The sequence below is a fragment of the Brevibacterium sp. NPDC056726 genome (genome assembly GCF_042790515.1).
Taxonomy (GTDB): domain Bacteria; phylum Actinomycetota; class Actinomycetes; order Actinomycetales; family Brevibacteriaceae; genus Brevibacterium; species Brevibacterium sanguinis.
Map to the genome: position 1 here is coordinate 1 of NZ_JBHTYZ010000005.1, position 26,696 is coordinate 26,696.

Here is a 26,696-nt window from a genome sequence, read left to right on the forward strand (position 1 = left end):
GAATGCTAAGCGATCAGAGCTAAGCAATCAGGTGATTGTCCTTGGTGTGGCTGGGATCCGGGACGATCACGGACACACTTTTTGGCCTATAACCCTGGCTTCCGTACTCTCCCGCTCGGCGATCATCGCGCCGATGGACTTCAACCGCTGGCTGATGCCGCCGGCAGCACTGGCGATCCACCTGTGCATCGGCCAGGTCTACGCATTCAGCGTCTTCAAGATCCCGTTCATGTCGCGCTTCGACGCCGGTGAGATCTCGATCGGCTGGATCTTCTCGATCGCGATCCTCATGCTCGGCATCTCCTCGGCGATCTTCGGCACCTGGGTCGAGAAGGCCGGGCCCCGCGCCTCGATGGTCGCGGCCGGCTCCTGCTGGGTCGGCGGCTTCCTCATCGCCACCCTCGGCATCATGACCGGCCAGCTGTGGCTCGTCTACTTCGGCTACGGCTTCGTCGGCGGCATCGGACTGGGCATCGGCTACATCTCGCCGGTCTCGACGCTGATGAAGTGGTTCCCGGACCGCCCGGGCCTCGCCACGGGCCTGGCGATCATGGGCTTCGGCGGCGGTGCGCTCATCGCCAGCCCGATGTCGAACGCGCTCATGGCCTTCTACGGCGGCGGCTCCGAGCCGCAGAACCTCGTCGCCGGCCTCGCACCGACGTTCCTCACCCTCGCCGTCGTCTACGCCGTCGTCATCGCCGCCGGCGCCTACGTCATCCGCGTGCCGCACCCGGACTGGAAGCCCGAGGGATTCGACCCCTCGACGATCAAGGCGAAGCCCCTGCAGACGACGGGCAACGTCTCGGCGAAGAACGCGATCCGCACCCCGCAGTTCTGGCTGCTGTGGATCGTCCTCTTCCTCAACGTCACCGCCGGCATCGGCATCCTCGAGAACGCCGCCCCGATGATCCAGGCCTACTTCGGCATCACCGCGGCTGCGGCCGCCGGCTTCGTCGGCCTGCTCTCGATCGGCAACATGGCCGGTCGCTTCGTGTGGTCGACGACCTCGGACTACCTGGGCCGGAAGAACAACTACATGATCTACCTCGGCGGCGGTGCGCTCCTCTACCTCGTCGTCGCACTCTTCGGCGGCGGGTCGATCGTCCTCTTCGTCGTCGCCACCCTGCTCATCATCTCCTTCTACGGCGGCGGCTTCGCGACGATCCCCGCCTACCTCCGCGACCTCTTCGGCGTCTACCAGGTCGGTGCGATCCACGGTCGCCTGCTCACCGCCTGGTCGGCCGCCGGTGTGGCCGGACCGCTCATCGTCAACTCGGTCGTCGAGGCCGGTGACAAGGCCGGCAGGACCGGACCCGAGCTCTACACGCCGGGCATGTTCATCATGGTCGGGGCCCTGGCGATCGGCTTCGTCGCGAACCTCCTCGTCCGCCCGGTCAACGACAAGTACCTCGAACCGGAGTCGAGCGGCGCGAACCCGTCGACGGCAACCGCCCCGAAGAACGACTGACCGACTCAAGGAAGGAGACAGACTCATGAGCGCATCAGAATCGTGGTCATCGGTTCCCGCTGAGGGCTCCCCGCAGTCGCCCACCGGCGGCGCGTACAAGGTCATCGGCACCGGCCTCACCGTCGTCGTCGTCGGCGGCCTCGCCTGGGGGCTGACCCTCACCGTCATCAGGGCGGTCGCGATCTTCACCGGCTGACGCCGGGCCCGCACCGAACCGCACAGCACCGAACCACACAGCCCCACCTCACAGGCGGCCCCGCCCCGGATCCGGCATCCGCGGCGGGGCCGCTGTCGCATTCCGTGAGCCCATCGAGTGGACCCCCTTGCGAGCCATTAACTTAAGTGCTTAACTTAGTGCCATGGACCTCGCCTTCGAACTCCACGATCTCGTCCGCACCCTCGACCGGTCGGCCGAGCGGATCCTCGCGCCCGAGGGCCTCACCTACAACCAGTACGTCGCCCTCGTCATCCTCGGTCAGCATCCCGGCATCACCGGACGGACCCTGGCGACGGCGCTCGGCGTCACCGAGGCGGCCGGATCGGGCATCGTCAAGGCCCTCCTTCGCGCCGGCTTCGTCGACAACCAGGCAGCCAAGGGCTCGGGCAATCGACGCGAACTCCACCTCACCGAGGCGGGAGCGGCCAAGGCCGACCATTGCGGTCGCCTGCTCGGGACCTCCCTCGACGACAACGCCCGCGCGATCGGCCTCGATCCGCAGGACCTCGCGCGCACGATCCGCGACCTCCATGACGAGGTCCGCACCATCCGCCACCCCGACGGCTGACCGGCCGCGCCTCCCGCCGGCTGACCAGCTGCGCCTCCCGCACCCCGCCCCCACACCGATCCTCAGGAGCACCCATGGCACTGACCCTTGCCCTTCTCGCGCTCGTCTTCGGCCTCGCCCGCCTCGGCGTCTTCATCGCCCTGCACCTCGTGCCGAGCGACTACACGATCGTCGGCCATGCCGTCAGCGACTACGCGGTCGGTCCGACCAGGCGGCTGAGCAGCGTGATGACGTGGCTGACCGCGATCTTCTGGGCACTGCTCGCCGCCGCGGTGGCCACCGGCGTCCCCGACTGGCCGGACGCCACGGGCATCGTCGTCGCCCTCATCGTCCTCGCCGTGATCTTCGCCGTCCTCCCGTTCGCCCCGACGACCCTCGAGGGTGAGGCGCCGACGCTCATCGGCCGCCTCCACTACGTACTGGCGATCGCATGGTTCGCCATCAGCTACGCGTGCATGGGCAACTTCTCGCGCTTCTTCACCGCCGCCGGACCCGCGTGGCTCGGCACCGCACTCACCGTCATCGGCTGGATCGCGGCGCTCTCCCTGGCTATCAGCGTCCTCGTCCTCATCGTCACGGTCCTGCGGCCGAAGGTCTTCGGCATCTCCGAGCGGATCTTCATCCTCTCCGTCAGCGTCTTCTACTCCCTCGTCGCCGTCGGCCTCGCACTCCTGGCCGTGTGAGCCGAGGCGGGACCGCCCGGGACCGAGGCGTACACTCGACCCGTGCCGCTGACGAATCCCGGACCCGCCAGGCGCGGTCGCCCGCGCCTTCCCTGGGGCTCGATCCTGCGCAATCTCGCTCTCGCGCTCGTCATCCTCGCCGGGCTGTGGCTCGTCCTCAACGTCCACCTTCCCGGACCCGGTGACCTCCGGGAGGACATCGCCGAGGCGGGGGTCTGGGGCGCCGGCTTCTTCGTCCTGCTCTACACCGTCGTCGCGGCGACCCCGATCCCGGTGACGATCGTCGCCGTCGCCGGCGGCCTCGCGTTCGGCCTGCCGCTGGGCACGCTGCTGTCGATGATCGGCGTCGTCCTCGGCGGGTGGGCCGGATACTGGATCGCCCGGGTGCTCGGGCGGCAGACGGCTGCCAAGATGCTCGGCTCCCACGCCGAGGCGGTCGAATCCCAGCTCCACGGCGGTGGCCTCTACGCCGTCGCCACACTCCGGCTCATGCCGGGCTTCCCGTACTGGCCGGTCAACTACGGCAGCGGGGCGTTCGGGATCGACAATCGCACGTTCGTCATCGCCACCGTCATCTCATCCCTGCCCGGCCAGCTCTCCCTCGTCGCGATCGGGGCGTTCATCGGCGACCCGACGATCCCCAACGGCATCGCCGTGGGCGTGGCGTGGCTCCTCGTCGGGGGCCTGACGATCGTGTCCTTCCGGCGCTGGCGCGGCACCCGGCACCCCGACCCCGCGCCACCGCCCGAGGGACCGGACCCGGGCAGCGCCTCGCCGCAGTGACGGCTCAGCCGAAGTTCGGGGTGCGACGCTCCTGGAAGGCGCGGAATCCCTCGACGTAGTCCGGTGTCTGCCGGGCCGCTTCCTGCAGCTTCGCCTCGGCCTCGAGCACCTCGGCGATGCGCGGGCGGTCGTCGACGAGCTTCTGCACGAAGCTCTTCTCCATCGCATACGCCTCGGCGGGTCCGGCGACGATGCGCTGAAGCTTCTCAGCGACGAAGTCACTGAGCTCGGCCGCGGGCACCGCACGGGAGACGATCCCCGTGGCGGCCGCCTCGGCGCCGGTCATGAAGTCACCGGTGACGATGAGATCCATGGTCCGGTGGTAGCCGACGCGGTCGAGGAACACGTGGTGGGCGCCGGAGTCGAGCATCGCGCCGATCGCGGCGAACGGCGAGCCGAACTTCGCATCATCGGCAGCGTAGATGATGTCGGCGGCCGCGGCGATGCCGAAGCCGAGCCCGAGCGCGGCCCCCTGGACCTGCGCCACGACGGGGATCGGCAGGCGGCGGATCGCGCGGAACACCGGGGTGAACGACTCCTCGAGGAACGCATACGCATCGTCGGTGGCGACGTCGACGGCGGAGATGTCGCGTCCGGAGGAGAAGACCTTCCCCTCCCCGCGCAGCAGCAGGGCGCGCATGCCCGGCGTCGCCTCGGCGACCTTGCCGACGGCTGCGGCCAGCTCACCGAGGTTGTCGGCGCTCAGCGCATTGCGGGAGTCGGGTCCGTCGAGGACGATCTCGGCGAGCGGTCCGCGGACATTGAGTCTGATCTCGGTCATCGGCTGTTCCTCCAGGTCACCATTCGTAGAAGCCCTTGCCGGTCTTGCGTCCGAGCTCCCCGGCCGCGACCTTGTCGCGCAGCAGCTGGGGCGGGGCGAAGCGGGGTCCGAGTTCGCGTTCGAGGTGCTCGGCGATGCCGAGGCGCACGTCGAGGCCGACGATGTCCGTCGTCTTCAGCGGGCCCGCCGGATGCCGGTAGCCCAGCGTCATCGCGGTGTCGATGTCGGCGGCGCTCGCGACACCCTCCTCGACCATGCGGATCGCCTCGAGGGCGAGTGCCACGCCGAGGCGGGAGGAGGCGAACCCGGGCGAGTCGGTCACCGTGATCGGGGTCTTCCCGAGGGCCGCGACCCAGTTCGTCGCCGCGGCGACGAGTTCGGGTGAGGTCTGGGAGCCGACGACGATCTCGACGAGGTCGGACACGGGCACGGGATTGAAGAAGTGGAGGCCGATGAGCGCCTGCGGGCGCGGCAGGGCGGAGGCGAGCTCGTCGATCGACAGAGCGCTCGTGTTCGTGCCGATGCTCGCCGCCGGGGCGTACCTCGCGATCGCGGCGAGGATCGTGCGCTTGAGCTCGGCGTCCTCGGGCACGGCCTCGACGACGAGGAGCGCCTCGTCGAGGAGGGTCGGGTCGCGGACGACGTCGACCCGGCCGGGCACGGCGATGCCCTTGGCCTCGGACTTCGCGATCGAGGCGTCGACGCGCTCACGGGCCGCGGCCGCGGTGTCCTCGGTGCTCTCGATGACGATGACGCGGGCCCCGGCGGTGGCGAAGGCGTGAGCGATGCCCGCCCCCATCCGTCCTCCGCCGTAGACGCCGACAGTGTCGGGCACCTGGGCGCGGTCATTCGCCGAGGCGGTCGCCGGCACGGTCCCAGCGACTGCGGTTCCGGGTCCGGCGGGGGTCGTCGTCTCGTCGCTCACTCGTCTGCAGCCTCTCTCTTCGCCTGCTTCTTCGCGTCGCGGCGGGCGAGGAACGCATCCATCCGCGCGTACTTCTCGTCGGTTTCGAACAGCACCGCCTGGGCGATGTTGTCGATGAGGGGGTGGGCCTCACGGGGGGCGTGGAACGCCGACTTCGTCAGCCGCACGGCCAGGGGCGCGAAGCTCGCGATCCGCTCGGCGAGCGCCTCCCCGGCGACCTCGAGCTCATCGGGGTCGACGACGTCGTTGAGGAGACCGATGGCCCTGGCCTCATCGGCGTTGAGGGTGCGTCCGGCGAGGAGGATCTCCTTGGCCCGCGGCTCCCCGACGAGCTCCCGCAGGCGCCAGGCGGCACCGGCGGCGGCGAGGATGCCGAGGCCGGGTTCGGGGTTGCCGATCTTCGTGCTCGGGGTGCCGATGCGGAAGTCGGCGGCGAACGCGAGTTCGGCCCCGCCGCCGAGGGCGTAGCCGTCGACGAGCGCGATGACGGGCATCGGCAGGTCGAGGATGCGGCTGAAGATCTTCGAGTTGATCCCGGCCAGGGCGTCGTCGCGGCGGCGTTCGCGCAGCTGTCCGATGTCGGCCCCGGCGGCGAACGTCCCGCCGGTGCCGGTGAGGATCGCGACCTGCGGGTGTGCTTCGAGCTCGGCGCACACCTCGTGGAGGGCCTCGACCATCGTCAGGTCGATGGCGTTCTTCACCTCGGGGCGGTTGAGCCGGACGATCATCCGGTTCTCCCCGCGCTCGATGAGCAGCGGAGAGTCCCCGCCCGCGGCGGACTCTGCGCCCGTGTGCGCCGCGGACCCTTCGCCAGGGTGCGCCGTGGACCCTGCGCCCGCGCCGGTCGTCTCGCTCATGCGCGTTCCAGGAGGACGGCCGAGCCCTGCCCGACGCCCACGCACATCGTCGCGAGTCCGCGCTTCTCCTCGCCCTGCTCGAGGCGGTTGAGGAGGGTGAGGGTGATGCGGGTGCCCGAGGCGCCGAGCGGGTGGCCGAGCGCGATCGCCCCGCCGAACTCGTTGACGATCTCCGGGTTGAGGTGGAGGTCGCGGATGCAGGCGAGCGACTGGGAGGCGAAGGCCTCGTTGAGCTCGACGGCGTCGAGGTCGTCGACGCTCCAGCCGACGCGCGCAAGCGCCTTCTCCGAGGCGGGCACGGGACCGATGCCCATGATCTCCGGCGGCACTCCGGCGCTGGCGCCGGCGACGACGCGGGCGCGCGGGTCGAGGCCGTGCTTCTCCGCGTAGCGGTCGGAGACGAGGATCGTCACGGCCGCACCGTCGTTGAGCGACGACGAGTTGCCGGCGGTGATGACGCTGTCGGGGCCGTGCAGGGTGCGCAGCTTCGCGAGCTTCTCCGGGGTCGTGTCGGCGCGCGGGCCCTCATCGGCGGTGACGTCGCCTACGGGCATGATCTCCGGGTCGAACTTCCCCGCAGCCTGTGCCGCGAGCGCCTTCTGGTGGGAGGCGTAGGCGAAGGCGTCGAGCTCTTCGCGGGTGAGGTTCCAGCGCTGTGCGACGCGTTCGGCCGTCTCCGGCATCGACAGCGTCGTGTCCGCGTCGAACTGCGGGTTGGGGAAGCGCCAGCCGATCGACGTGTCGAAGGTCTTGCCGGGCTTCGCCCAGGCCCGCGAGGGCTTCTCGGTCACCCACGGGGCGCGGGTCATCGATTCGACACCGCCGGCCACGACGACGTCGGCATCGCCGGCGGCGATCATCGCCCGCCCCTGGATGATCGAGGTCAGGCCCGAGGCGCAGAGGCGGTTGACGGTGAAGCCGGGCACGGAGACGGGCAGTCCGGCGAGCAGCACGGCCATGCGGGCGACGTTGCGGTTGTCCTCACCGGCCTGGTTCGCGGCCCCCATGATCACCTCGTCGATGTCCGCCGGGTCGATCCCGGTGCGGTCGACGACGGCCTTGAGCGTCGTGGCGAGGAGATCGTCGGGCCGCTGATCAGCGAGCACTCCGCCGTAGCGGCCGATGGGGGTGCGCAGTCCGTCAAGGATGAAAGCCTCAGGCATGGTGCTCCTTATTCTCGGGTCAGACGTGATGATCGTAGCGCGGTGCCCGTCCGGACGTCCGGACGGGTCACTCTGCGGAATCGGGCTCAGGAGTCGAAGTCGATGGTGACGTCGTCGCTGACGGGGAACGTCTGGCAGGTGAGCACGAAGTTCGCGGCCACCTCGGCGTCCTCGAGGGCGTAGTTGCGGACCATGTCGACCTCACCGGCGCACACCTTGGCCCGGCAGGTTCCGCACACGCCGCCCTTGCATGCGAACGGCAGGTCCGACCGCGATTCCTGTGCGGAGTCGAGGATCGTCTTGCCCTGCGACATCGCCGAGGTGGTCCGTCGTCCGTCGAGGATGACCGTGACCTCGGAGGTCGCCCCCTCGAGGACCTTGTCGGCGTGGACGACCTCGGGTGGGGGCTCGTCGACGTAGAAGAGCTCGAAGTGGACCTTCTCCTTCGGCACCCCGAGTTCATCGAGGACAGCACGGGAGTCGCTGAGCATGCCGAAGGGCCCGCACAGCCACACGTGGTCGACGTCGTCGATGGGCACGAGCATGGTCAGCAGCTGCCGCAGCTTGTCGGCGTCGAGGCGGCCGGAGAAGAGGTCGACCTCGCGGGGTTCGCGGGAGAGGACGTGGACGAGGTCGAGCTGCTGGTTGCGCGCGTCCTTGAGGTCGGCGAGCTCCTCGGCGAACATCACGGTGTTCGTCGACCGGTTGCCGTAGAGCAGGGTCACCGACGCCTCGGGGTTCGCCAGCACGGTCGTGGCGATCGAGAGCATCGGGGTGATCCCGGAGCCGGCGGCGATGCACAGGTGCTTCCCGCCGAGGCTGGGATCGGCCTGGAAGCTGCCGCTGGGCGGTTGGACGTCGATCGTCTCACCGGGGCGGACGTCGCGCACGAGCCACCGGGAGAAGAGTCCGTCGGGGATCTCGCGCACGCCGATGCGCGGGGCGGTGCCCGCCGGGGCGCAGATCGAGTACGTGCGGCGGTGTTCGACGCCGTCGATGATCCGGCGCAGGGTGAGCGACTGGCCGGCGGCGAAGTCGAAGAGATCGGCGAGGTCGGCGGGCACGTCGAAGGTCACGGCCGCGGAGTCCTCGGTGAGGTGGTCGACGGAGGCGACCGTGAGCGGATGGAAGCCCGTGCGGTCACCGGACTGAGAGGCGGCGGAGGTCGGCGCGTTCGCACCGAGCGTGTCGGTCATCTCAGATCTCCTTGACGTGTTCGAAGGGTTCGAGGCAGGTGCGGCACTGGTACATCGCCTTGCACGCGGTGGGCCCGAACTCCGAGGTCAGTGCCACATCGTCGGATCCGCACAGGGTGCAGACGATGGCGCGGCGGGTCGGCATGAGGGTGAGGGCGACCGGACCCTGGCGACGGGGAGCCTGCCCGGGCGGGGAGATCCCGGCACCGGCGAGGGCGGCCCGTCCCTCCTCGGTGATCCAGTCGCTCGACCATGCAGGGGTGAGCGAGACGCGGATCTCCGCATCGGGGAAGCCGGCGTCCTGGAGTTCGCGCTGGAGGTCATCGCGCATCGTCGCCATCGCCGGGCAGCCCGAGTAGGTCGGGGTGATCGTCGCGACGACGTGATCGTCCTCGACGGTGACGTCCCGGAGCACGCCGAGGTCGACGAGCGTGAGCATCGGCATCTCCGGGTCGGTGACGCGAGCGGCGGCGGCACGGGCGCGGTCGACCGCCTCGGCGCCGTCGGTGAGCGGGGTCAGGGGCATCGCGGTCACCACTGCCCCTCCGGGTGGGCGCGAGCGACGACCTGCATCTCGGCGAGCATGCGCGAGAGCGCCTCGGTGTGGAGGCCGTCGCGGCCCTTCTTGCCGCGCACGCCGGCGAGCGCCCCGCGGTCGGGACGGTCGATGCCGGCGGCGGCGAAGACCTGGTCGAGGATGACCCCGGCCTCGTCCTCGACCGCGGCGGGGTCGACGCCGATGCCGGCCGCGGCGACGGCCGCTTCGGTCGGGTGCGTCTCGAAGAGCTCGGCCCACAGCGGCCAGAGGCCGGAGAGGGCGGCCAGCAGCCGGGTCCGGGACTCCTCGGTGCCGCGGGCCAGGGTGAGGACCCAGCGGGCGGAGAAGTCGCGGTGGTAGGACATCTCCTTGACGCCCTTGGCCGCGATCGCCGCGAGCACGGAGTCGCGGCTGTCCGTCAGGCGCTCGAAGATCGCCAGGCGCCAGGTCGAGTAGATGAGGATCTTCGCGACCGCCTCGGCGAAGTCACCGTTGGGCACCTCCGCGAGCCGGACGTTGCGGAAGGCCATGTCGTCGCGGAAGTAGGCGAGTCGGTCCTCGTCGGGCACCGGCGAGGAGGCCGGGAGCGCGGGCACGAGGCTCGGGTCGGCAGCGGCGGCGCGGGCGAGGAGGAGACGGGCCTGACCGAGGAGGTCGAGGGAGATGTTCGCGAGCGCGATGTCCTCCTCGAGGTCGGGGGCGTTCGAGCACCACTCGGAGATGCGCTGGGAGAAGACGAGGGCGTCGTCGCCGAGCATGAGGCAGTACGCGGCGAGCGCGGCCGGGTCGACGCCCTCGGGCACGGTCGTGTCGACGCCGGCCAGCGGGTCCTCGAAGTCGGTGCCGAAGGCCCAGTGGGCGTCGTTGACGAGCAGGCCGGAGTAAGCGCTCTCGTGCGAGTCGTGGTCGACGGTGGTGCCGGCCTCGTCGTGTTCGACGTGGACCTTGGGGGCGTTGGGTTCGTTCGTCATCTGCTCGTCACTCACATGTGCGGGACATCGTCGGGGATGTCGTAGAAGGTCGGGTGACGGTAGACCTTGTCGCCGCTGGGGGCGAACATCGGGTCCTTCTCGTCGGGGCTCGACGCGGTGATGTCGGCCGAGCGCACGACCCAGATGCTCACGCCTTCGTTGCGGCGGGTGTAGACGTCGCGGGCATGGCGGAGCGCGAGCTGGTCGTCGGGGGCGTGGAGGGAGCCGACGTGGACGTGGTTGAGGCCGCGCTTGCCGCGGACGAAGACCTCGTAGAGGGGCCATTCTCCGCGGGCGCTGGGGGTGTTCGCCGAGGTGGTGTCGGTCATTTCGCGGTCTCCTCGGTCATCGTGCCGGCGGCGGGGGTCTCAGTGCCGGACGGGGCTGAGGCGGCGGTCGCCTCGGCGGACTGCTCAGCGAAGGCGAGCGCGGCGTCGCGGACCCACTTGCCCTCGTCCCACGCGCGCTTGCGGTGGGCGATGCGCTGGTCGTTGCAGGGACCGTTGCCCTTGACGACGGACCAGAACTCGTCCCAGTCCGGCGTCGAGAAGTCGTAGTGGCCGCGCTCCTCGTTCCACTTGAGGTTCTCGTCGGGGAACGTCACGCCGAGGGCCTCGGCCTGCGGGATCGACATGTCGACGAACTTCTGGCGCAGCTCGTCGTTCGTGTGGGTCTTGATGCCCCACTCCATCGACTGCGCGGTGTTCGGGGAGTCGTCGTCGGGAGGTCCGAACATCATCAGCGCCGGCCACCAGAAGCGGTTGACAGATTCCTGGACCATCTCCCGCTGCTCGTCGGTGCCGCGCATCATCGTCATGAGCAGCTCGTAGCCCTGGCGCTGGTGGAAGGACTCCTCCTTGCACACGCGGATCATCGCGCGACCGTAGGGGCCGAAGGAGGTCCGGCACAGGGGCACCTGGTTGCAGATCGCGGCGCCGTCGACGAGCCAGCCGATCGTGCCGACATCGGTGTACGACAGGGTCGGGTAGTTGAAGATCGACGAGTACTTCTGCTTGCCGGCGATGAGCTTCTCGGTGAGCTCGTTGCGGCTGGCGCCGAGGGTCTCGGCGGCGGAGTAGAGGTAGAGGCCGTGGCCGGCTTCGTCCTGGACCTTGGCCAGCAGGATCGCCTTGCGGCGCAGCGAGGGGGCGCGGGTGATCCAGTTGCCCTCGGGCTGCATGCCGATGATCTCCGAGTGCGCGTGCTGCGCGACCTGCCGGATGAGCGTCTTGCGGTAGGCCTCGGGCATCCAGTCGCGCGGTTCGATGCGATCCTTGGCTTCGATCGTGTCGGCGAACTGCGCCTCGAGCTGTGCTTCAGTTGTCATGACCACTCCATCGGACCATTTACTGACCATTTGTTCTGTAAAGTTCTCCACCAGTGTGGCATACCCCACGCCCGCACGCAATAGGGCACCCTGCGCCCAGGATGCCCGCCGAGGTGGATCCCGCTCGATTCCGTGCCGAATATCGAGCGGGATCCACCTCGGGGAGCATGGGCAGCCGCCAGCAGTCGGCAAGTATTGCTGCTTTCCGGCCCTTCCTGTCGGACTACAGCTCTGACTCCGACTATTCCTGTGATCCACTACATCTGATTTGCCCGTGTCAATCCGCGGTGCAAAGATGACTTCGCATTAAATTGAAAGTGACGTGACAATGACCTGCGGAGGTACTGCCAGTGAACAGTCGTCGTAAAGCGATGAGAATCCTCGCTCGGCGGACTCGCAGGAAGGCGATCGATCTCCTCAGCAATGACCAGAAGCTGTGGTTGTCGGAGGTCCGTCACGGCGAGAAGGACTGGCAGCAGCGGATCCGCACCACGCTCCGGCCGAGTCTGGCGCATCAACCACAGGTCGTCGCCACCGAAGTCCACAACAGCGTCGCCGCTCAGCAGCGCAACCTCGATGCCGTGCGATCGGCCTTCAGAGCGGCCGGCGTCGACTTCGTCGAGCTTCCGCGGCGCGCGCGGGATCGCGCGCGGTTGGTCATTCCGCAGTCACAGACCCGGCACGCACTCGAGGCGCTCACCTCGCTGCGGGCATCGGAGGGCTGGACGCAGTACCGCCGATACTATTCGTGGGCGTCGGCGAGTCCGCGCAAACAGCGCCGCGACCCCTTCGCCGTGGCGACGATGATTCTCCACCGCCGCGTCGTCGCGCCGAACGGACGCGTGCTGAGCACCGGATTCGAAGGCGTCATCGTCGAAGCATGGACCGACCTCGGGCCCCGACGCCGACGCGTGGACGGGTCGACGCACATTCCGGGGACCCTGCACCGAGTGGCGAAGCAGCCGCGCACCCTCGTCGAATACTTCACTCCCGAGGTCTGGGCTGCGTCCCTGGCCAACGACAACCACACGATCCTGCCGGATGCCCCCGATCTCTACGGCGTTCCGGACCCCGTCGATCTCGTCTACACCTGGGTCGACGGCTCCGACCCCGAATGGCGAGCGAAGAAGCTGCGCGCCCAAGGCGACCTCAGCGAGGGACAGATCAACGAGACGGCGGTCTCGGAATCGCGCTTCGCCGATCGGCAGGAGCTTCTCTACTCACTGCGGTCGGTCGAGGCCTACGCGAGCTGGGTCAACCACATCTATCTCATCACCGACGCCCAGGTCCCTGACTGGCTCGACACCGATCACCCCAAGATCACGGTCATCGACCACAAGGACATCTTCTCCGACCAGGGCAACCTCCCGGTCTTCAATTCGCACGCGATCGAATCGCAGATGCACCACATTCCGGGGCTGAGCGAGAAGTACATCTACATGAATGACGACCTGTTCTTCATGCGCCCCACCAGCCCAGAGCTCTTCTTCACCGGCAACGGACTGTCCCGCTTCTTCCCGTCGACGGCCCCACTCGACCTCTCCGAGGCGAGCGCACGGGACATGCCGGTGCTGTCGGCGGCCAAACACGGGCGTGACTTCATGCTCAACGAGCACGGTCGGCGGGTCGGCAACAAGTTCAAGCACACACCCCACCCGCAGCTGAAGTCGGTGATGTCCGACTTCGAAGCCGAGTATCAACAGCTGTTCGACCATGTCGCCCAGTCGAAGTTCCGGCATCCCGATGACTACTCGATCTCCTCGGCGCTCTATCACTTCCACGCCTACGCACGGGGCAAGGCGATCGATTCGCCCATTCGCTACGCTTACATGGACATCTCGCGGCCCGACGCCGAGCTCTACATGCGTCGACTGCTGCGGCGGAGAAACCTCGATGTCCTCTGCCTCAATGACACGGATTCCACCCCTGAGGCCCAGGAGCACCTCGATGAGATCATGCACTGGTTCCTCTCGGAGAAGTTCCCGCTGCCGAGCTCATTCGAGAAGCAGAGTTCTCAGGCATCGGGGTCTCAGCAGCAGAGCTCCGTCGCGAACCAGTGACAGCGTCGTCCGTCAGCGATACTCGGGGTGCAGCCACCTCCTCGCTGACTTGACAGAGACGCCGATCACAACGATATTTATTGACCAGATGGTCGTTTATTCTCATGCCGCCGTGCGGCACCTCTGAGACGGCGACCCTGCCCGCGCCTCGCAGCGCAGCGACTCGAGGAGGAGCCCGACATGGCACATGCCGACATCGACGCGACGAACACCGCCCGCACCAACACGGCCGCTCCCCCGGCTCCGGCTGCCTCGGCGAGCACAGCCGGCTCACCCGAGCGCACCGCGCCCGGCATCGGCAATGAAGCGCACACGGGAGCGGCGGCGATGTACGCCAACGATCGCGCCTCCCAGCACCTCGGGATCACTCTCGACGATCACGGACCCGGATGGGCGCAGTGCTCGATGACGGTCACCGACATCATGACCAACGGGCACGAGATCACCCATGGCGGCTACATCTTCCTCTTCGCCGACACGACGTTCGCGATGGCCTGCAACTACCCCGGATCGGTCACCGTCGCCTCGGGCGGAGACATCACCTTCCTCAAGCCCACCCGCGTCGGCGACGAACTCGTCGCCCACGGCCGCGAGGTCGTCCGGCAGGGCCGCTCCGGCATCTACGACGTCGAGGTCAAGCGCGGCGACGAGACGATCGCCGTCTACCGCGGCCGCTCCCGCACCCTTCCTGCCCCGAAGCCCGACGCCGCCCCCTGACCCTCACCCCGCGGACCGCGCTCACCCGGTGCCGCCCGCGACGCGCCGCCACCTCGGCGCTCCAGGACATCCACACGCCATTCGACACACCCGCCAGGAGACCACGATGACCGCCACCGCCAGCGACGCCGGTGAGACGATGAGCCTCGATGAGCTGCGCGCTCATCAGCTGGCCACCCTCACGACCACGGTGTCCACCGTCTACGAGAAGGTCCCCTTCTACCGGAAGGCCTTCGACGAGCTCGGCATCACTCCCGCGGACATCACCAGTCTCGACGACATCGCGAAGCTGCCGTTCACGAGCAAGCAGGACCTGCGGGAGAACTACCCGTTCGGGCTCTTCGCCGTCCCCCGCGACAACGTCGCCCGCATCCACGCCTCCTCGGGCACCACCGGACTGCCGACCGTCGTCGGATACACGCAGAACGACCTCGACGTGTGGAGCGACCTCATCCGCCGCTCGATCATCGGCGCCGGCGGACGCCCCGGCCAGATGCTCCACAACGCGTACGGATACGGACTCTTCACCGGCGGACTCGGCGTCCACGGGGCCGAACGCCACGGCTTCACCGTCGTCCCCATCTCCGGCGGACAGACCGAGCGCCAGGTCCAGCTCATCCAGGACTTCCAGCCCGACATCATCACCGCCACCCCGACCTACCTGCTCACGATCCTCGACGAATTCCACCGGCAGGGCATCGACCCGACCTCGACGAGCCTCAAGGTCGCGATCTGCGGCGCCGAACCGTGGACGGACGAGATGCGCCGCGAGATCGAGAAGTCCTTCGACATCGACGCCGTCGACATCTACGGCCTCTCCGAGGTCATGGGCCCCGGCGTCGCCTGCGAATCCGCGGTGACCAAGGACGGCCCGACGATCTGGGAGGACCACTTCTACCCCGAGATCGTCGACCCCTTCACCGGCGAGGTGCTGCCCGACGGCGAGGAGGGCGAACTCGTCTTCACCTCCCTGACGAAGGAGGCGCTGCCGATCATCCGCTACCGCACGCACGATCTCGCGAGCCTGCTGCCGGGCACCGCCCACCCGAACTTCCGCCGCATCTCCCGCATCACCGGCCGCTCCGACGACCTCATCATCATCCGCGGCGTCAACGTCTACCCCGCCAACGTCGAGTCCGTGCTCTTCGAGTTCGAGCACCTCAGCCCGCACTTCCAGCTCGTCCTCACCCGCCCGGGCCGGATGGACGAGGTGACCGTCGAGGTCGAGTGCCGCGAGGGCGTCGACGCGACCCAACGTGAGGGGCTCGGCAGCCGCGTGGCGCGGCGGATCAAGGAGCGCCTCGGCGTCTCCTCGACCGTCGACGTCAAGGATCCCGGGTCACTGCCGCGCTCGGTCGGCAAGCTCAAGCGCATCATCGACCGCCGCGAGAACATCCGCTGAGGCGGATGTGACCCGTGTCGCGGCAGCGGCCTCGCCTCGCTGATTAGACTGGTGCGCATGTCCAAGAGCCCGTCACCTGCACAGACTCAGCCGACCTCGGCTGAGGAGGCCGTCGTGCCTCCGGCTGCCCGCAGGGGTCCTGTCGATGAGGCCGCCGGCGGGGCTGGTGCCGGTGGGAGTGCCGCTGGCGGGGCTGGTGCCGGTGGCATCGTCGCCGAGGCGGCCACACAGTCGCGTCCGCGCCGTGGCCGTCCCGGCTACGACCGGGAGACGCTCATCAACAAGGCCACCGAGGTGTTCGTCCTCCGCGGCTACGACGGGACGTCGATGGACACCGTGGCCCGCGAGCTCGGGATCACGAAGTCGGCGATCTACCACCATGTGAAGTCGAAGGAGGAGCTGCTGCGGCTGGCGATCAACCGCGGCATCAGCGCCCTCGACTCGGCGGTCGAGACCGAGAGCCGGCGCACCGACACCGACGCCCTCGAGCGCTTGCGGCTCGCCGTCCACGCCAGCGTCCTCATTCTCATCGAATACCACCACTCCGTCACCCTCCTCCTGCGGGTGCGCGGCAACTCCGAGGTCGAACGCGAAGCCCTCGAACAGCGGCGCGGCATCGACGACAAGATCCGGGCGCTGGTCGCCGAGGCGATCGCCGAGGGCGGCATCCGCGCGGACTTCCCGCCCGGCCTCGTCACCCGCCTGCTCTTCGGCATGGTCAACTCGATCACCGAGTGGTACCGCCCCGGCTACCCCGTGGACCCCGAGACCATCGCCGAGGCAGTGACGGCGATGGCGTTCACCGGCCTGGAGGCCCCGCCCCCGAAGTGAGGCAGCCGCGAATCCGCCGTCTTCAGGTCGCAGAGTGTCGATGGCGGGCAGAAAAATCGACACTCTGCGACCTGAAGTCCGGGGTGCGAGTCGCACCACGTCACGCGCCACGACAGAACTCAAACAGCCTTGCCTCAGGGCGTACTCTGACAGGGTGACTTCTCGCATCCTGTGGATCGCCGTGCTCGCCTCGTTCGTGGCGTTCCTCGACGGCACGATCGTCAACGTCGCCCTGCCCGCGATCGACCGTGAACTCGGCGGCGGGCTCGTCACCCAGCAGTGGGTCGTCGACGGCTACTTCATCACGCTCGGGGCCATCATGCTCGTCGCCGGCTCCATCAGCGACGCCTACGGGCGCAGCCGGGTGATGGTCATCGGCCTCATCGGGTTCGGCATCGCCTCGGTGATCATCACGCTCGCCCCCGACCCGCTCATCCTCATCATCGCACGGATGCTCCAGGGTGCCGCCGGGGCCTTCCTCGTGCCGAGCTCGCTCGCACTCATCAGCGCCCACTTCTCCGGTGCTGCCCGCGCGAAGGCCATCGGCACGTGGACCGCGCTGACCACCGGCGCGATGATCGTCGGCCCGCTCATCGGCGGTGTCCTCGTCGACTTCGCGAGCTGGCGGTTCGCGTTCCTCATCAACGTCGTCCCGATCGCCATCACGCTGTGGCTGCTGCGCAAGGTGCCCGATCCGCCCCACCGCCCGGACGCCCGCATCGACATCCTCGGGGCGATCCTCTCCATCCTCGGACTCGGCGGCCTCGTCTTCGGCCTCATCGAACAGCCCCGGCTGGGGTGGGGCAATCCGCTCATTCCGATCACCCTCCTCGGCGGGGCCGCCCTCTTCCTTTTGTTCCTGCTGCGCCAACGGCGGGTGACCGATCCGATCCTGCCGCTCGATCTCTTCCGAGCCAGGAACTTCTGGGTCGGCAACATCACGACGACGCTCATGTACGGAGCCCTGTCGCTCAACGGCTTCGTCGTCGCCATCTACCTCCAGGAGGAGGCCGGGCTGACGGCCACGGCCGCCGGTCTCGCGAGCCTGCCGACGACGATCATGATGATCCTCTTCAGCTCCACGAGCGGCCGCCTGGCCGGACGCTTCGGTCCGCGCCTGTTCATGGCGCTCGGTCCGATCCTCATGGGCGTCGGGTCGCTCATGCTGCTCCTCGTCCGCGAGGACTTCAACTACTGGTGGCAGGTGCTGCCGGCGATGATCGTCTTCGGCCTCGGACTCGCCGCCACCGTCTCCCCGCTGACCTCGACAGTCCTCGGGGCGATCCCGGAGGAGCGCAGCGGCATCGCCAGTGCCGTGAACAATGCGATCTCGCGCGTGGCCGGCCTCATCACCATCGCCATCGTCGGCGTCATCGTCGGCGGGGCCATCGATCTCACCGGCTTCCACCGCGCGGCCGTCTTCGTGGCGGTCCTCCTCATCGCCGGCGGGCTCGTGTCCCTGGCCGGCATCCGCAATCCCGAGGTCCCCGCCGAGGACGAAGCGCGGGCCTGAGCACCCGCGCCTGCCCTCACTCCTTCGCGACGAGGGTGAGGACGTCGTAGTTCGCGACGGGCTCGTTGTCCTGGTTGACGACCTCGGCGTCCCAGCGGACCTCACCGTATTCGTCGGTCTCGCGCGGGGTGATGCGCTTGGCCGTGAGCGTCACCTTGAGCTTGTCACCTGGGGAGACGGGGGTGACGAAGCGCAGGCCCTCGAGTCCGTAGTTCGCGAGCACCGGGCCGGGATCCGGCTGGACGAAGAGGCCGGCGGCGAAGGAGACGATGAGGTAGCCGTGGGCGACGCGACCCGGGAAGAACGGGTTGGCCGCTGCGGCCTCCTCGTCGGTGTGCGCGTAGAAGGTGTCCCCGGTGAACTCCGCGAAGTGCGCGATGTCCTCGAGCGTGACCTCCCGCCACTCCGATTCGAGGGCGTCGCCGATGCGCAGGTCCGCCAGCGACTTCGTGAACGGATGGTCGCCGAGGCGGCGCTCCGCTCCCGTCACCCACTCCCCGCCGATCGCGGTGAGCATGTCCGGGGAGGCCTGGACGGCGGTGCGCTGCATGAAGTGCGTGACGCCGCGCAGACCGCCCATCTCCTCGCCGCCGCCGGCGCGGCCGGGCCCGCCGTGGACGAGGGTGGGCAGCGGGGACCCGTGTCCCGTCGACTCCTCGGCGTCATCGCGGTCGAGGACGAGGATGCGACCATGCCACGGCGCGACGGCGCGCACGAACTCCGCGGCGAACGCGGGATCGTGGGTGACGACCGAACCGACGAGGGACCCGCGCCCGCGCGCGGCGAGGTCGACCGCCTCGGCGAGGGTCGAGTACGTGATGAGCGTCGTCACCGGACCGAAGGCCTCGATGTCGTGGACGGCGTCGACCCAGGAGTCGTCGGCCTGGAGGACGGTCGGGGCGATGAACGATCCGCCGAGCTCGGCGGCGAGGGCATCGGAGGCCTCGCGGCCGCCGGTGAGGAGGTGGGCGCCGCCGGCGACGATCTCATCGACGGCGTCGAGGACGTCACCGCGCTGCTTGTCGGAGATGACGGGGCCGAGCTTCGTCGACCTCTCCCGCGGATCGCCCGCGGTGACGGTGGCGAGCTTCGCCGTCAGGGCCTCCCCGACCGCCTCGGCGTGCTCGGCGGGAACGAAGGTGCGGCGGATCGCGGTGCACTTCTGCCCGGCCTTGACGGTCATCTCGGCGACGACGCCGTCGACGAAGAGATCGAACTCCGGGGTGCCGGGAGCGGCATCGGGACCGAGCAGGGAGAAGTTGAGCGAGTCCGCCTCGGCGAAGAAGCGGGTGCCGCGCTCGGTGACGCAGTTCAGCGACGCGAGGCGACGGGCGGTGCCGGCCGAGCCGGTGAACGCGATCGTGTCCTGTTCGGCGAGCTCGTCGAAGAGCGGGGAGATGTCGCCGGTGACGAGCTGAACCGCCCCTTCGGGCAGGAGTCCGGAGGCGATGATGTCGGCGACGACGGCGCGGGTGAGGTGCGCGGAATCGGTCGCGGGTTTGACGACGACGGGGACACCTGCGACGAACATCGGGGCGAACTTCTCGAGCATGCCCCACACGGGGAAGTTGAACGCGTTGATCTGCAGCGCCAGGCCCTGACGGGAGGTGAGGATGTGGCGGCCGACGAAGGTGCCGTTCTTCGACAGGCGCTCGACATCGCCGTCGAGGAGGACCGTCGTGTTCGGCATCTGACGGCGTGCGACGCCCGAGTAGGTGAAGAGCGTGCCGATGCCGCCCTCGATGTCGACGAACGCGTCGCGCTTCGTCGTGCCCGTGGTGAACGAGATCTCGTGGTAGTCCTTCGCGCGCTCCATGAGGTATGCGCCGAGCTGCTTGAGGATGACGCCGCGCTGGTGGAACGTCAGCTTCTGCAGGGCGGGGAGGCCGACGAGGCGCGCATGGTCGGCGACGGCGGTGAAGTCGATGCCGTCGGAGGACACGCGGTGGAGCAGCTGCCCGTTCGTCGCATCGCGGACATCGCGCGCCCCGGCGTCGTCGGCCGGGGTGTGCCAGGTGCCGGCGGCAAAGGAGCTCAGGGTCTCGGTCATGGGGTCTCCCGCATTCTCGACGCTCGGGGCCGCTCGTGCCCCGTCGCCGCTGTCGACTGTTCAGCGCCCGGATCCGCACCCGAACGCGGCCCGGACGTGATGGTTTCCGAACCTGGCCCGGAATGTGTGTCCGAGCTCACCGATCAGTCCATATACTAACCAATCGGTCGGTAATTGTCATCGGGGTTAACGCGGGTGGTGCGGGTCACCTCGGTGGACTATGATCATCCGTATTAACTGACCAAACAGTCACCAAAGGTCGCCTCCTCGCCGCTCACCGGAGACCGGCAGGGACCCTGCGACCTGCGGGCCCCGGATTTCAACGGAGAGATCACCCATGTCCACCACGACACCATCGGCGACGCCGATCACCCGCGAGGAGCGCAAAGTCCTCGCCGGCACCCTCGTCGGCACCACCATCGAGTGGTACGACTTCTTCATCTACGCGCAGGCCGCGGGCCTCATCCTCTCGGTGCAGTACTTCGGTCCGCTCGCCGCCGACAATCCGGCGCTCGGCCAGATCATGGCGTGGGCGTCCCTGGGGATCTCGTTCCTCTTCCGCCCGCTCGGCGCGATCATCGCCGGCCACCTCGGTGACCGGATCGGACGCAAGCGGATGCTCGTCCTCACACTCATCCTCATGGGCGCGGCGACCTCGCTCATCGGTCTGCTGCCGACGTACGCGGCGATCGGCGTCGCCGCCCCCATCCTGCTCACCCTCCTGCGGATCCTCCAGGGATTCTCCGCCGGCGGCGAATGGGGCGGGGCGGCGCTGCTCTCCGTCGAGCACGCCCCCGATGCCAAGCGCGGCATCTTCGGGGCCTACCCGCAGATCGGCGTGCCCGTGGGCATGATCCTCGCGACCGGCGTCATCTGGATCCTCACCACGGTCCTCACGCCCGAGCAGTTCGCGAGCTTCGGCTGGCGGATCCCGTTCCTCTTCTCCGTCGTCCTCGTCCTCGTCGGCTACTACATCCGCAAACAGGTCGAGGAGAGCCCCGTCTTCGCCGAACTCGCCGAGCGCCGCGCCGAATCCTCGGCCCCGCTGGGCACCCTGTTCAGGAAGAACACGAAGGAGGTCGTGCTCTCGGCGATCATCTTCATCGGCAACAACGCCGTGGGCTACATGATCATCGCGTTCTTCGCCGCCTACGCCTCACGCCCCATCGCCGAGGGCGGCACCGTCGGCCTCGACCGCGCGCCGGTGCTGCTGGCGACGACGCTCGCGAGCTTCGGCTGGCTGATCTTCACGATGTGGGGCGGGGCGCTGTCGGACCGGCTCGGGCGCGTGCGCACCTTCCAGATCGGCTACATCCTCCTCATCCTCTGGCTCATCCCGACGTTCCTCATGATCGACGCTGCGAACATCTGGATGTACGGCATCGGCATCTTCGTCCTCACCGTCGGCATGGGTCTGAGCTACGGCCCGATGTCGGCGATGTACGCGGAGATGTTCCCGCCCCAGGTGAGGTACTCGGGCGTGTCGATCGGCTACGCGCTCGGCGCGATCCTCGGCGGCGCGTTCGCCCCGACCATCGCAGAGACCCTGCTCGCGCGGACCGGCAACTCCCTGTCGATCGCGATCTACCTCACCATCGTCTGCGTCATCTCGCTCATCGGCGTCAGCCTCGTCAAGGAGACGAAGGGCACCCCGCTGCGCGTGCCCAAGCACCACTGACGCGGGATCGTCCACAGCGGGATCCTCGCCCACAGCGTGATCTGCGCCGAGGCGGCCGACCGTAGCCGTGCCACCTCAGCACCCGGCCCGATCCGCGATTCGATCCCGTGCGTCTAGGGTGGAGAGACACGTCAGTGACGATCACCGAGGAGGCGCCCATGACCGAGCCCACCCGCACCCGGCTCGACTATCCCGACATCGAAGCGGCCGCCGAGCGGATCACCGGTCGCGTGCGCGCGGTGTCCGTGGCCGCCGCGCAGCACGGCCGTCGCCCCGAGGCCGAGACCGACACCGGGGCGACGTGGGTGGCGCTGCCGACCGCCGACCCCGCGGCCGCCGGGCTCTACTTCGCGCTCGAGTTCATGCAGTACACGGGGACCTTCAAGGCCCGCGGTGCGCAGAACTTCATCCGTGCCCACCTCGACGATGGCTCGTTCCCCGCCGCCGGGGTGACGATCGCCTCCGGTGGGAACGCCGGCCTCGCGTGCGCGTGGGCCGCCCGGGAGGCCGGGGTGCGGGCGACCGTCTTCGTGCCCGAGACCGCCCCGGCCGTCAAGGTCGACCGGCTGCGGTCCTACGGCGCCGATGTCCGGCTCGTCGGATCGGAGTACGCCGAGGCGGCCGCGGCCTGCGCGGAGTTCGCTGAGTCGTCGGGAGCGCTGGCGTCCCATGCGTACGACGATCCGCTCATCGCCGCGGGCGCCGGCACGGTGTTCACGGAGATCCTCGCCCAGGTGCCCGATCTCGACACCGTCGTCGTCTCGGTCGGCGGGGGCGGACTCTTCGCCGGGGTCGCGACGGCGGCGACGTTCCACGGGGTGCGCACGGTTGCGGTCGAACCGCAGGGGTCGCGCGCCTTCAATGCCGCGCTCGAGGCCGGTGCTCCCGTCGACGTCACCGTCGATTCCGTCGCCGCCGATTCCCTCGGCGCACGGTGCGCGACGCCGCTCGCACTCGCGGCGGCGCAGACCGACCTCGTCACCTCGGTGCTCGTCAGCGATCCGGACATCATCGCGGCCCGCCGTCATCTGTGGGCCGAGCACCGACTCGTCGTCGAGCACGCGGCGGCGACCGCGCTCGCCGGGGTCCACAGCTCGGGCGGGTACACGCCGGAACCCGGCGAGAAGGTCGCGGTCGTCCTCTGCGGAGCGAACACCGGCCTCGGCGATCTCACCTAGGGTCGAAGACCCGCGCCCGACGCAGATAACCGGCGAGGTCATCGGTGAGGTCGAGGGCGTCGAGTTCGGCGTTGGTGAACCAGCGGGCGTCGGCGGCGTCGTCACCGGCCTGAAGAACGCCGCCGATGACGGTGGCCGCGAAGTCGTGGACGTCGTATTCGCGGCCGTCTGCCGCGGGGATCGTCAGCGACCAGAGCTCGCGGTCGACGCGCACGTCGAGACCGGTCTCTTCGCGCGCTTCCCGGGCGGCCGCCTCGGCGAAGGTCTCCCCGGCCTCGCACTTGCCGCCGGGCACCGACCATTTTCCGCGGCCGGGATCCCGGCCGCGCTGGACGAGCAGCACACGAGCATGCTCGTCGACGATGACGACGCTGGCCGCGCGAATGGTCTCCACGGGTGCCGGGGTGCGGCTACTGCCGGTCCTTCGCGCGGAATGCGCCCTTGAGGAAGGCGTAGACGACGGTCGCGACCGCGACGACGATGAGGGCTTTGACGAGGAACCAGGCGATCGAGAACACGGCATTGACGAGCCACCAGGCAATGATGATCGCGAGAACCGCGCCGACGACGCTCCAGACTGTGCTCATCTTCATGAGTCCAGCCTAGGTCGCCGCGGCAGCCGGCCGCAATGCGCTGCGGGGTGACCCGCCCCGAGGTGACCCACCCCGGGGCGGACGTCAGTCACTCCTCTGCCGGCAGCCCCTCCTTGCGGCGCTCATCCTGCGAACCCGAGTCGTCGACGTCGCCGTCCGTCTCGGCGAAGACCTCGTCGCGCAGATCCTGGCGGTGCTGCTCCTGCTCGAAGCGCTCTTCGCGGAGTTCGTCGTTGTTCTTGTGGTGTCCCATGGCGTCCTCACTTCCCTTGCGTGTCGGGCTGAGCATGCCCGTGCCCACAGTCTGCCCGTCCGCGGCCGGCTTGGCCAGACCCCTTGTCGGATCGCCGCGGGTCGTGCCGAGAGGTGAGCCGCGTCGTCAGGCAGGGAGCGTCGTCACACTCGCGCCCGCACCGTTCGCGCCGACCAGCGTCCGTCGGCGTGCCCGACCGCGATCGGGTGCTCGAACGCCGTCGAGACCGCCTCGGTGGTGAGCACCGCGTCGATCGGTCCAGCGGCCGTGAGCCTGCCGCGGGAGATGAGCACGGCGTGCGAGGTCGTCTCGGGGATCTCCTCAAGATGATGGGTGACGAGCAGCGTGGTGAGCTCCGGCGAGGTCACCGACAGGGCATCGATCGTCTCGAGCAGCTGCTCGCGGGCGGCGACATCGAGTCCGGTGGTCGGCTCGTCGAAGAGGAGGAGCTCGGGGTCGGCGATGAGCGCCCGGGCGACGAGAGCGCGACCCCGCTCCCCCTGGGACAGCACCTGCCACCCGGCGTCGGCACGGGAGGTCAGCCCCACCTCGGCGAGCATCGCAGCGGCGCGCGCGAGGTCGGAGGCGGTCGGCTCCCAGCGCAGAGGTCGCTCGATCGTCCCGGTCAGACCGGTGAGGACGACGTCGCGGACGGGCAGGTTCGACCGCAGCGGATGGCGCGGATTGACGTGGCCGATGTGCCGGCGCAGGGCCGCGAGCTCGACCCGGCCCATCCGCTGCCCGAGGACGTCGACGGTCCCCGAGGTCGGGAACACCTGGGCGCCGGCGAACGAGAGGATCGTCGACTTCCCTGCCCCGTTCGGCCCGAGCAGCACCCAGTGCTCGCCGCGCTCGATCCGCAGGTCGATGCCGTGGAGGATCTTCGTCGCCCCGCGCCGGAACGTCACTGCGCGCAGATCGAGGACTGCTTCGGCCACGGCGCCGCCTTTCATCGTCCGGTCACGGTCGGTTCGAGTCTAGGACCGACGATCGCCGAGGCGGTCGACCGTTTCCGCGATCGTGTTCCGCATCGTGGATGGAAGGCTCGGCGGGCGGCACCGACCCCGCCCGCGACCTTACGGTCCGGGGAGGTACCCAGCCCGCATCGCCTCGAGCACCGCGCGCGTCCGATCCTGCGTGCCGAGCTTCGCGAACGCGCGCACGAGATGGGTCTTCACCGTCGCCTCGGTGATGTGGAGGCGCCTGCCGATCTCGGCATTGCTCAATCCCTCGCCGACCCCGCCGAGGACCTCGATCTCCCGCGGTGACAGCGCCGGCCCGGACGGCGCGCGCAGATGGTTCATCAGGGTCGTCGCCATCCGCGGCGCGAGCACCGTCTCCCCGCGCGCGGCAGCCCGCACCGCACGCACGATCTGGTCGGCACCGCTGTCCTTGAGGAGATAGCCGACCGCACCGGCCTCGACCGCGCGGACGATGTCGGCGTCCTCGTCGTACGTGGTGAGGACGACGACCTTCGTCGCCGGATGCGCCGAGGTGATCGCCGCGGTCGCCGCGGCCCCGTCGAGGCGGGGCATCCGCAGATCCATGAGCACGACGTCGGGGCTCAGGCGCGCCACCGCGGCGAGGCATTCCTGCCCGTCACCCGCCTCGGCGACGACGTCGATGCCGTCCTTCGCGGCCAGCAGCGCGACGAGGCCGCTGCGCACGACCGGATGATCGTCGGCGAGGATCACTCGCACATCAGGCATGTCCGTCCTCACTTCCGGTGCGCGCGACCGTGATGTCGAGGCGGGTGCCCTGCCCGGGCCGGGAGGCGATGGCGAGGTCCGCGCCGATCTCGGCGGCGCGCTGCCGCATCGAGGGCAGTCCGAAGTGGCCGTGTCCGTCGGTCGCGCCCCGGTCGGCGGCGGGATCGAAGCCGATGCCGTCGTCGCTGACGCTCAGGCGCGCTGTGTCCTCATCAGCGGTGAAGGTCACCGTCACCGAGGCGGCCTCGGCGTGCTTGAGGACGTTCGCCAGTGCCTCCTGGAGGCCGCGGAGGACCATGATCTTCTCATTGACGTCGAGTCCGGTCGCGGACTGGTCGATGACGGCCCGCACCTCCATCCGGCCGGGGCTCACCGTCTGCGCTCGGGCACATGTGCGCTCGAGCGCCCCGAGGAACGCGGAGTCGTCCCACCGCTGCTGGCCGGACTGGACGAGCGCTCGGGCCTCGCCGAGGTTGTCGTGGGCGACCCGACGGATCGCGCGCAGGGTTGCCTCCGCCTCGGCGGGCCGGCGCACCTGGTCGAGTCCGGCTTCGGAGAGGAGGACGATCGAGGTGAAGCCCTGCGCGAGGGTGTCGTGGATGTCGCGGGCGACCCTCTCCCGCTCCGCCGCCGCCCCGGCGAGGTGATGGGCGCGGGCGAGCTCGTCCTGGGTGCGCCGCAGCGTCCGCAGCAGCTCGGCACGGTCCTCGCTCTGCCTGATGATCCGATCGATCCACAGCCCCATGGCGAAGCTCGCCGCGCACGGGACCACCACTTGGAGGAAGACATCGATGGGATCGAGACCTCCGGTGCGGATGCCGATCCCCGCGGTGAGTCCCGCGGCGAGGACGATGAAGGCGATGACCACTTCGCGCAGTCCGCCGGAGAACATCCAGATGTGGCCGAGGGCGAAGAAGTACATGAAGGCGCCGTAGGGAGTCAGCATCGTGGCGACGACGAAGCAGACGATGACGATGAGGACATAGGCGCGCCCGCGGTTCGGCGGCGGCCAGTCGGGAATGACGAGCACCGAGTAGGCGACGACGATGACGGCCAAGGGGGCGAGCGCCAGCAGCGCCTCAGGCCAGGGGATGACGACGGCGTAGAAGACCGCGGTGCCCGCGAAGCAGAGATAGAACGCCAGGTGCCACCAGCGCGCAGAGGTCTCGACGACCGAGGCACCGCCCACGGCGTGCAGGTCGGCCCGCGCCGGGAGATCCTCTGCGCTGTCCATA

General features: G+C 69.2%; 28 protein-coding genes. 12 read left to right on the plus strand and 16 right to left on the minus strand.

What is annotated here, in order from left to right; genetic code table 11:
- The first annotated feature begins 133 nt into the window (after positions 1–133).
- From ACFQ91_RS11260 to ACFQ91_RS11280, 5 genes are all read left to right on the plus strand, one after another.
- Entirely contained in the window at positions 134–1,468 is a 1,335-nt protein-coding gene (locus ACFQ91_RS11260; RefSeq protein WP_376872981.1) for an OFA family MFS transporter, read from the plus strand.
- A gap of 25 nt (positions 1,469–1,493) precedes the next feature.
- Positions 1,494–1,664: a hypothetical protein gene (locus tag ACFQ91_RS11265; protein WP_198500212.1), complete on the plus strand. Its 171-nt coding sequence runs from the start codon at positions 1,494–1,496 to the stop codon at positions 1,662–1,664.
- A gap of 163 nt (positions 1,665–1,827) precedes the next feature.
- The gene (locus ACFQ91_RS11270; RefSeq protein ID WP_211978417.1) at positions 1,828–2,253 is read left to right on the plus strand and encodes a MarR family winged helix-turn-helix transcriptional regulator; all 426 of its coding nucleotides are present in this window, start codon (positions 1,828–1,830) and stop codon (positions 2,251–2,253) included.
- A 74-nt stretch (positions 2,254–2,327) separates the two neighbouring features.
- Positions 2,328–2,936, plus strand: a complete 609-nt coding sequence (locus ACFQ91_RS11275) for a DUF998 domain-containing protein (protein ID WP_211978418.1) — start codon at positions 2,328–2,330, stop codon at positions 2,934–2,936.
- Positions 2,937–2,978: 42 nt separating this feature from the next.
- Positions 2,979–3,719, plus strand: a complete 741-nt coding sequence (locus tag ACFQ91_RS11280; RefSeq protein WP_249120953.1) for a TVP38/TMEM64 family protein — start codon at positions 2,979–2,981, stop codon at positions 3,717–3,719.
- Between the two features lie 4 nt (positions 3,720–3,723).
- Here ACFQ91_RS11280 and ACFQ91_RS11285 read toward each other — a convergent pair whose 3' ends face one another.
- From ACFQ91_RS11285 to paaA, 9 genes are all read right to left on the minus strand, one after another.
- On the minus strand, positions 3,724–4,500 hold the full coding sequence (locus ACFQ91_RS11285) for an enoyl-CoA hydratase/isomerase family protein (protein ID WP_211978419.1): 777 nt from the start codon (positions 4,498–4,500) through the stop codon (positions 3,724–3,726).
- A gap of 16 nt (positions 4,501–4,516) precedes the next feature.
- Entirely contained in the window at positions 4,517–5,371 is an 855-nt protein-coding gene (locus ACFQ91_RS11290) for a 3-hydroxyacyl-CoA dehydrogenase family protein (RefSeq protein ID WP_282959881.1), read from the minus strand.
- Positions 5,372–5,421: 50 nt separating this feature from the next.
- Positions 5,422–6,153, minus strand: a complete 732-nt coding sequence (locus tag ACFQ91_RS11295) for an enoyl-CoA hydratase/isomerase family protein (protein ID WP_249121093.1) — start codon at positions 6,151–6,153, stop codon at positions 5,422–5,424.
- 125 nt (positions 6,154–6,278) lie between these two features.
- Positions 6,279–7,445, minus strand: coding sequence for a thiolase family protein (locus tag ACFQ91_RS11300; RefSeq protein ID WP_211978422.1), 1,167 nt, complete (start codon positions 7,443–7,445; stop codon positions 6,279–6,281).
- Positions 7,446–7,531: 86 nt separating this feature from the next.
- A complete protein-coding gene (gene paaE, locus ACFQ91_RS11305) occupies positions 7,532–8,641 on the minus strand; it encodes a 1,2-phenylacetyl-CoA epoxidase subunit PaaE (protein WP_211978423.1) in 1,110 nt (369 codons plus the stop codon).
- Between the two features lies 1 nt (position 8,642).
- Positions 8,643–9,167 (minus strand): 1,2-phenylacetyl-CoA epoxidase subunit PaaD, encoded by a 525-nt coding sequence (paaD, locus tag ACFQ91_RS11310; RefSeq protein WP_198500204.1) that lies wholly within the window; start codon positions 9,165–9,167, stop codon positions 8,643–8,645.
- 5 nt (positions 9,168–9,172) lie between these two features.
- Positions 9,173–10,150: a 1,2-phenylacetyl-CoA epoxidase subunit PaaC gene (gene paaC / locus ACFQ91_RS11315; protein WP_198500203.1), complete on the minus strand. Its 978-nt coding sequence runs from the start codon at positions 10,148–10,150 to the stop codon at positions 9,173–9,175.
- Between the two features lie 11 nt (positions 10,151–10,161).
- A complete protein-coding gene (paaB, locus tag ACFQ91_RS11320) occupies positions 10,162–10,479 on the minus strand; it encodes a 1,2-phenylacetyl-CoA epoxidase subunit PaaB (RefSeq protein ID WP_211978424.1) in 318 nt (105 codons plus the stop codon).
- A complete protein-coding gene (gene paaA, locus ACFQ91_RS11325; protein ID WP_344250127.1) occupies positions 10,476–11,477 on the minus strand; it encodes a 1,2-phenylacetyl-CoA epoxidase subunit PaaA in 1,002 nt (333 codons plus the stop codon). The genes paaB and paaA overlap by 4 nt, the downstream gene beginning before the upstream one ends.
- Before the next feature lie 371 nt (positions 11,478–11,848).
- On the opposite strand from paaA, the gene ACFQ91_RS11330 reads away from it, so the two are divergent.
- From ACFQ91_RS11330 to ACFQ91_RS11350, 5 genes are all read left to right on the plus strand, one after another.
- Positions 11,849–13,537, plus strand: coding sequence for a stealth family protein (locus tag ACFQ91_RS11330; protein ID WP_211978426.1), 1,689 nt, complete (start codon positions 11,849–11,851; stop codon positions 13,535–13,537).
- Positions 13,538–13,717: 180 nt separating this feature from the next.
- Positions 13,718–14,254 carry a hydroxyphenylacetyl-CoA thioesterase PaaI gene (gene paaI, locus ACFQ91_RS11335; protein ID WP_376870108.1) on the plus strand — a complete coding sequence of 179 codons (537 nt, stop codon included), beginning with the start codon at positions 13,718–13,720 and terminating at the stop codon, positions 14,252–14,254.
- 106 nt (positions 14,255–14,360) lie between these two features.
- Positions 14,361–15,656 carry a phenylacetate--CoA ligase PaaK gene (paaK, locus tag ACFQ91_RS11340; protein WP_211978427.1) on the plus strand — a complete coding sequence of 432 codons (1,296 nt, stop codon included), beginning with the start codon at positions 14,361–14,363 and terminating at the stop codon, positions 15,654–15,656.
- 57 nt (positions 15,657–15,713) lie between these two features.
- Positions 15,714–16,487, plus strand: a complete 774-nt coding sequence (locus tag ACFQ91_RS11345) for a TetR/AcrR family transcriptional regulator (protein WP_211978428.1) — start codon at positions 15,714–15,716, stop codon at positions 16,485–16,487.
- Between the two features lie 154 nt (positions 16,488–16,641).
- Complete coding sequence (locus ACFQ91_RS11350) at positions 16,642–18,000, plus strand: MFS transporter (RefSeq protein ID WP_249120955.1); 1,359 nt, start codon at positions 16,642–16,644, stop codon at positions 17,998–18,000.
- A gap of 16 nt (positions 18,001–18,016) precedes the next feature.
- Here the strand turns inward: ACFQ91_RS11350 and paaZ are convergent, their stop codons facing one another.
- Positions 18,017–20,050: a phenylacetic acid degradation bifunctional protein PaaZ gene (gene paaZ / locus ACFQ91_RS11355; protein WP_211978430.1), complete on the minus strand. Its 2,034-nt coding sequence runs from the start codon at positions 20,048–20,050 to the stop codon at positions 18,017–18,019.
- 337 nt (positions 20,051–20,387) lie between these two features.
- Between paaZ and ACFQ91_RS11360 the strand changes: the two genes are divergently transcribed.
- Positions 20,388–21,728, plus strand: coding sequence for an MFS transporter (locus tag ACFQ91_RS11360; RefSeq protein ID WP_211978431.1), 1,341 nt, complete (start codon positions 20,388–20,390; stop codon positions 21,726–21,728).
- 158 nt (positions 21,729–21,886) lie between these two features.
- Positions 21,887–22,906, plus strand: a complete 1,020-nt coding sequence (locus ACFQ91_RS11365) for a serine/threonine dehydratase (RefSeq protein ID WP_211978432.1) — start codon at positions 21,887–21,889, stop codon at positions 22,904–22,906.
- Here ACFQ91_RS11365 and ACFQ91_RS11370 read toward each other — a convergent pair.
- From ACFQ91_RS11370 to ACFQ91_RS11395, 6 genes are all read right to left on the minus strand, one after another.
- Positions 22,899–23,300: an NUDIX domain-containing protein gene (locus ACFQ91_RS11370; RefSeq protein ID WP_211978433.1), complete on the minus strand. Its 402-nt coding sequence runs from the start codon at positions 23,298–23,300 to the stop codon at positions 22,899–22,901. The genes ACFQ91_RS11365 and ACFQ91_RS11370 overlap by 8 nt on opposite strands.
- Positions 23,301–23,316: 16 nt before the next feature.
- Positions 23,317–23,499, minus strand: a complete 183-nt coding sequence (locus ACFQ91_RS11375) for a hypothetical protein (protein ID WP_211978434.1) — start codon at positions 23,497–23,499, stop codon at positions 23,317–23,319.
- Between the two features lie 88 nt (positions 23,500–23,587).
- Positions 23,588–23,752 carry a hypothetical protein gene (locus ACFQ91_RS11380; RefSeq protein WP_171006963.1) on the minus strand — a complete coding sequence of 55 codons (165 nt, stop codon included), beginning with the start codon at positions 23,750–23,752 and terminating at the stop codon, positions 23,588–23,590.
- 143 nt (positions 23,753–23,895) lie between these two features.
- A complete protein-coding gene (locus ACFQ91_RS11385; RefSeq protein ID WP_249120956.1) occupies positions 23,896–24,690 on the minus strand; it encodes an ABC transporter ATP-binding protein in 795 nt (264 codons plus the stop codon).
- Between the two features lie 138 nt (positions 24,691–24,828).
- Complete coding sequence (locus ACFQ91_RS11390; protein ID WP_198500187.1) at positions 24,829–25,461, minus strand: response regulator transcription factor; 633 nt, start codon at positions 25,459–25,461, stop codon at positions 24,829–24,831.
- On the minus strand, positions 25,454–26,695 hold the full coding sequence (locus ACFQ91_RS11395; protein ID WP_376870107.1) for a sensor histidine kinase: 1,242 nt from the start codon (positions 26,693–26,695) through the stop codon (positions 25,454–25,456). Before ACFQ91_RS11395 ends, ACFQ91_RS11390 begins: the two co-directional genes overlap by 8 nt.
- Position 26,696: the final 1 nt, after the last annotated feature.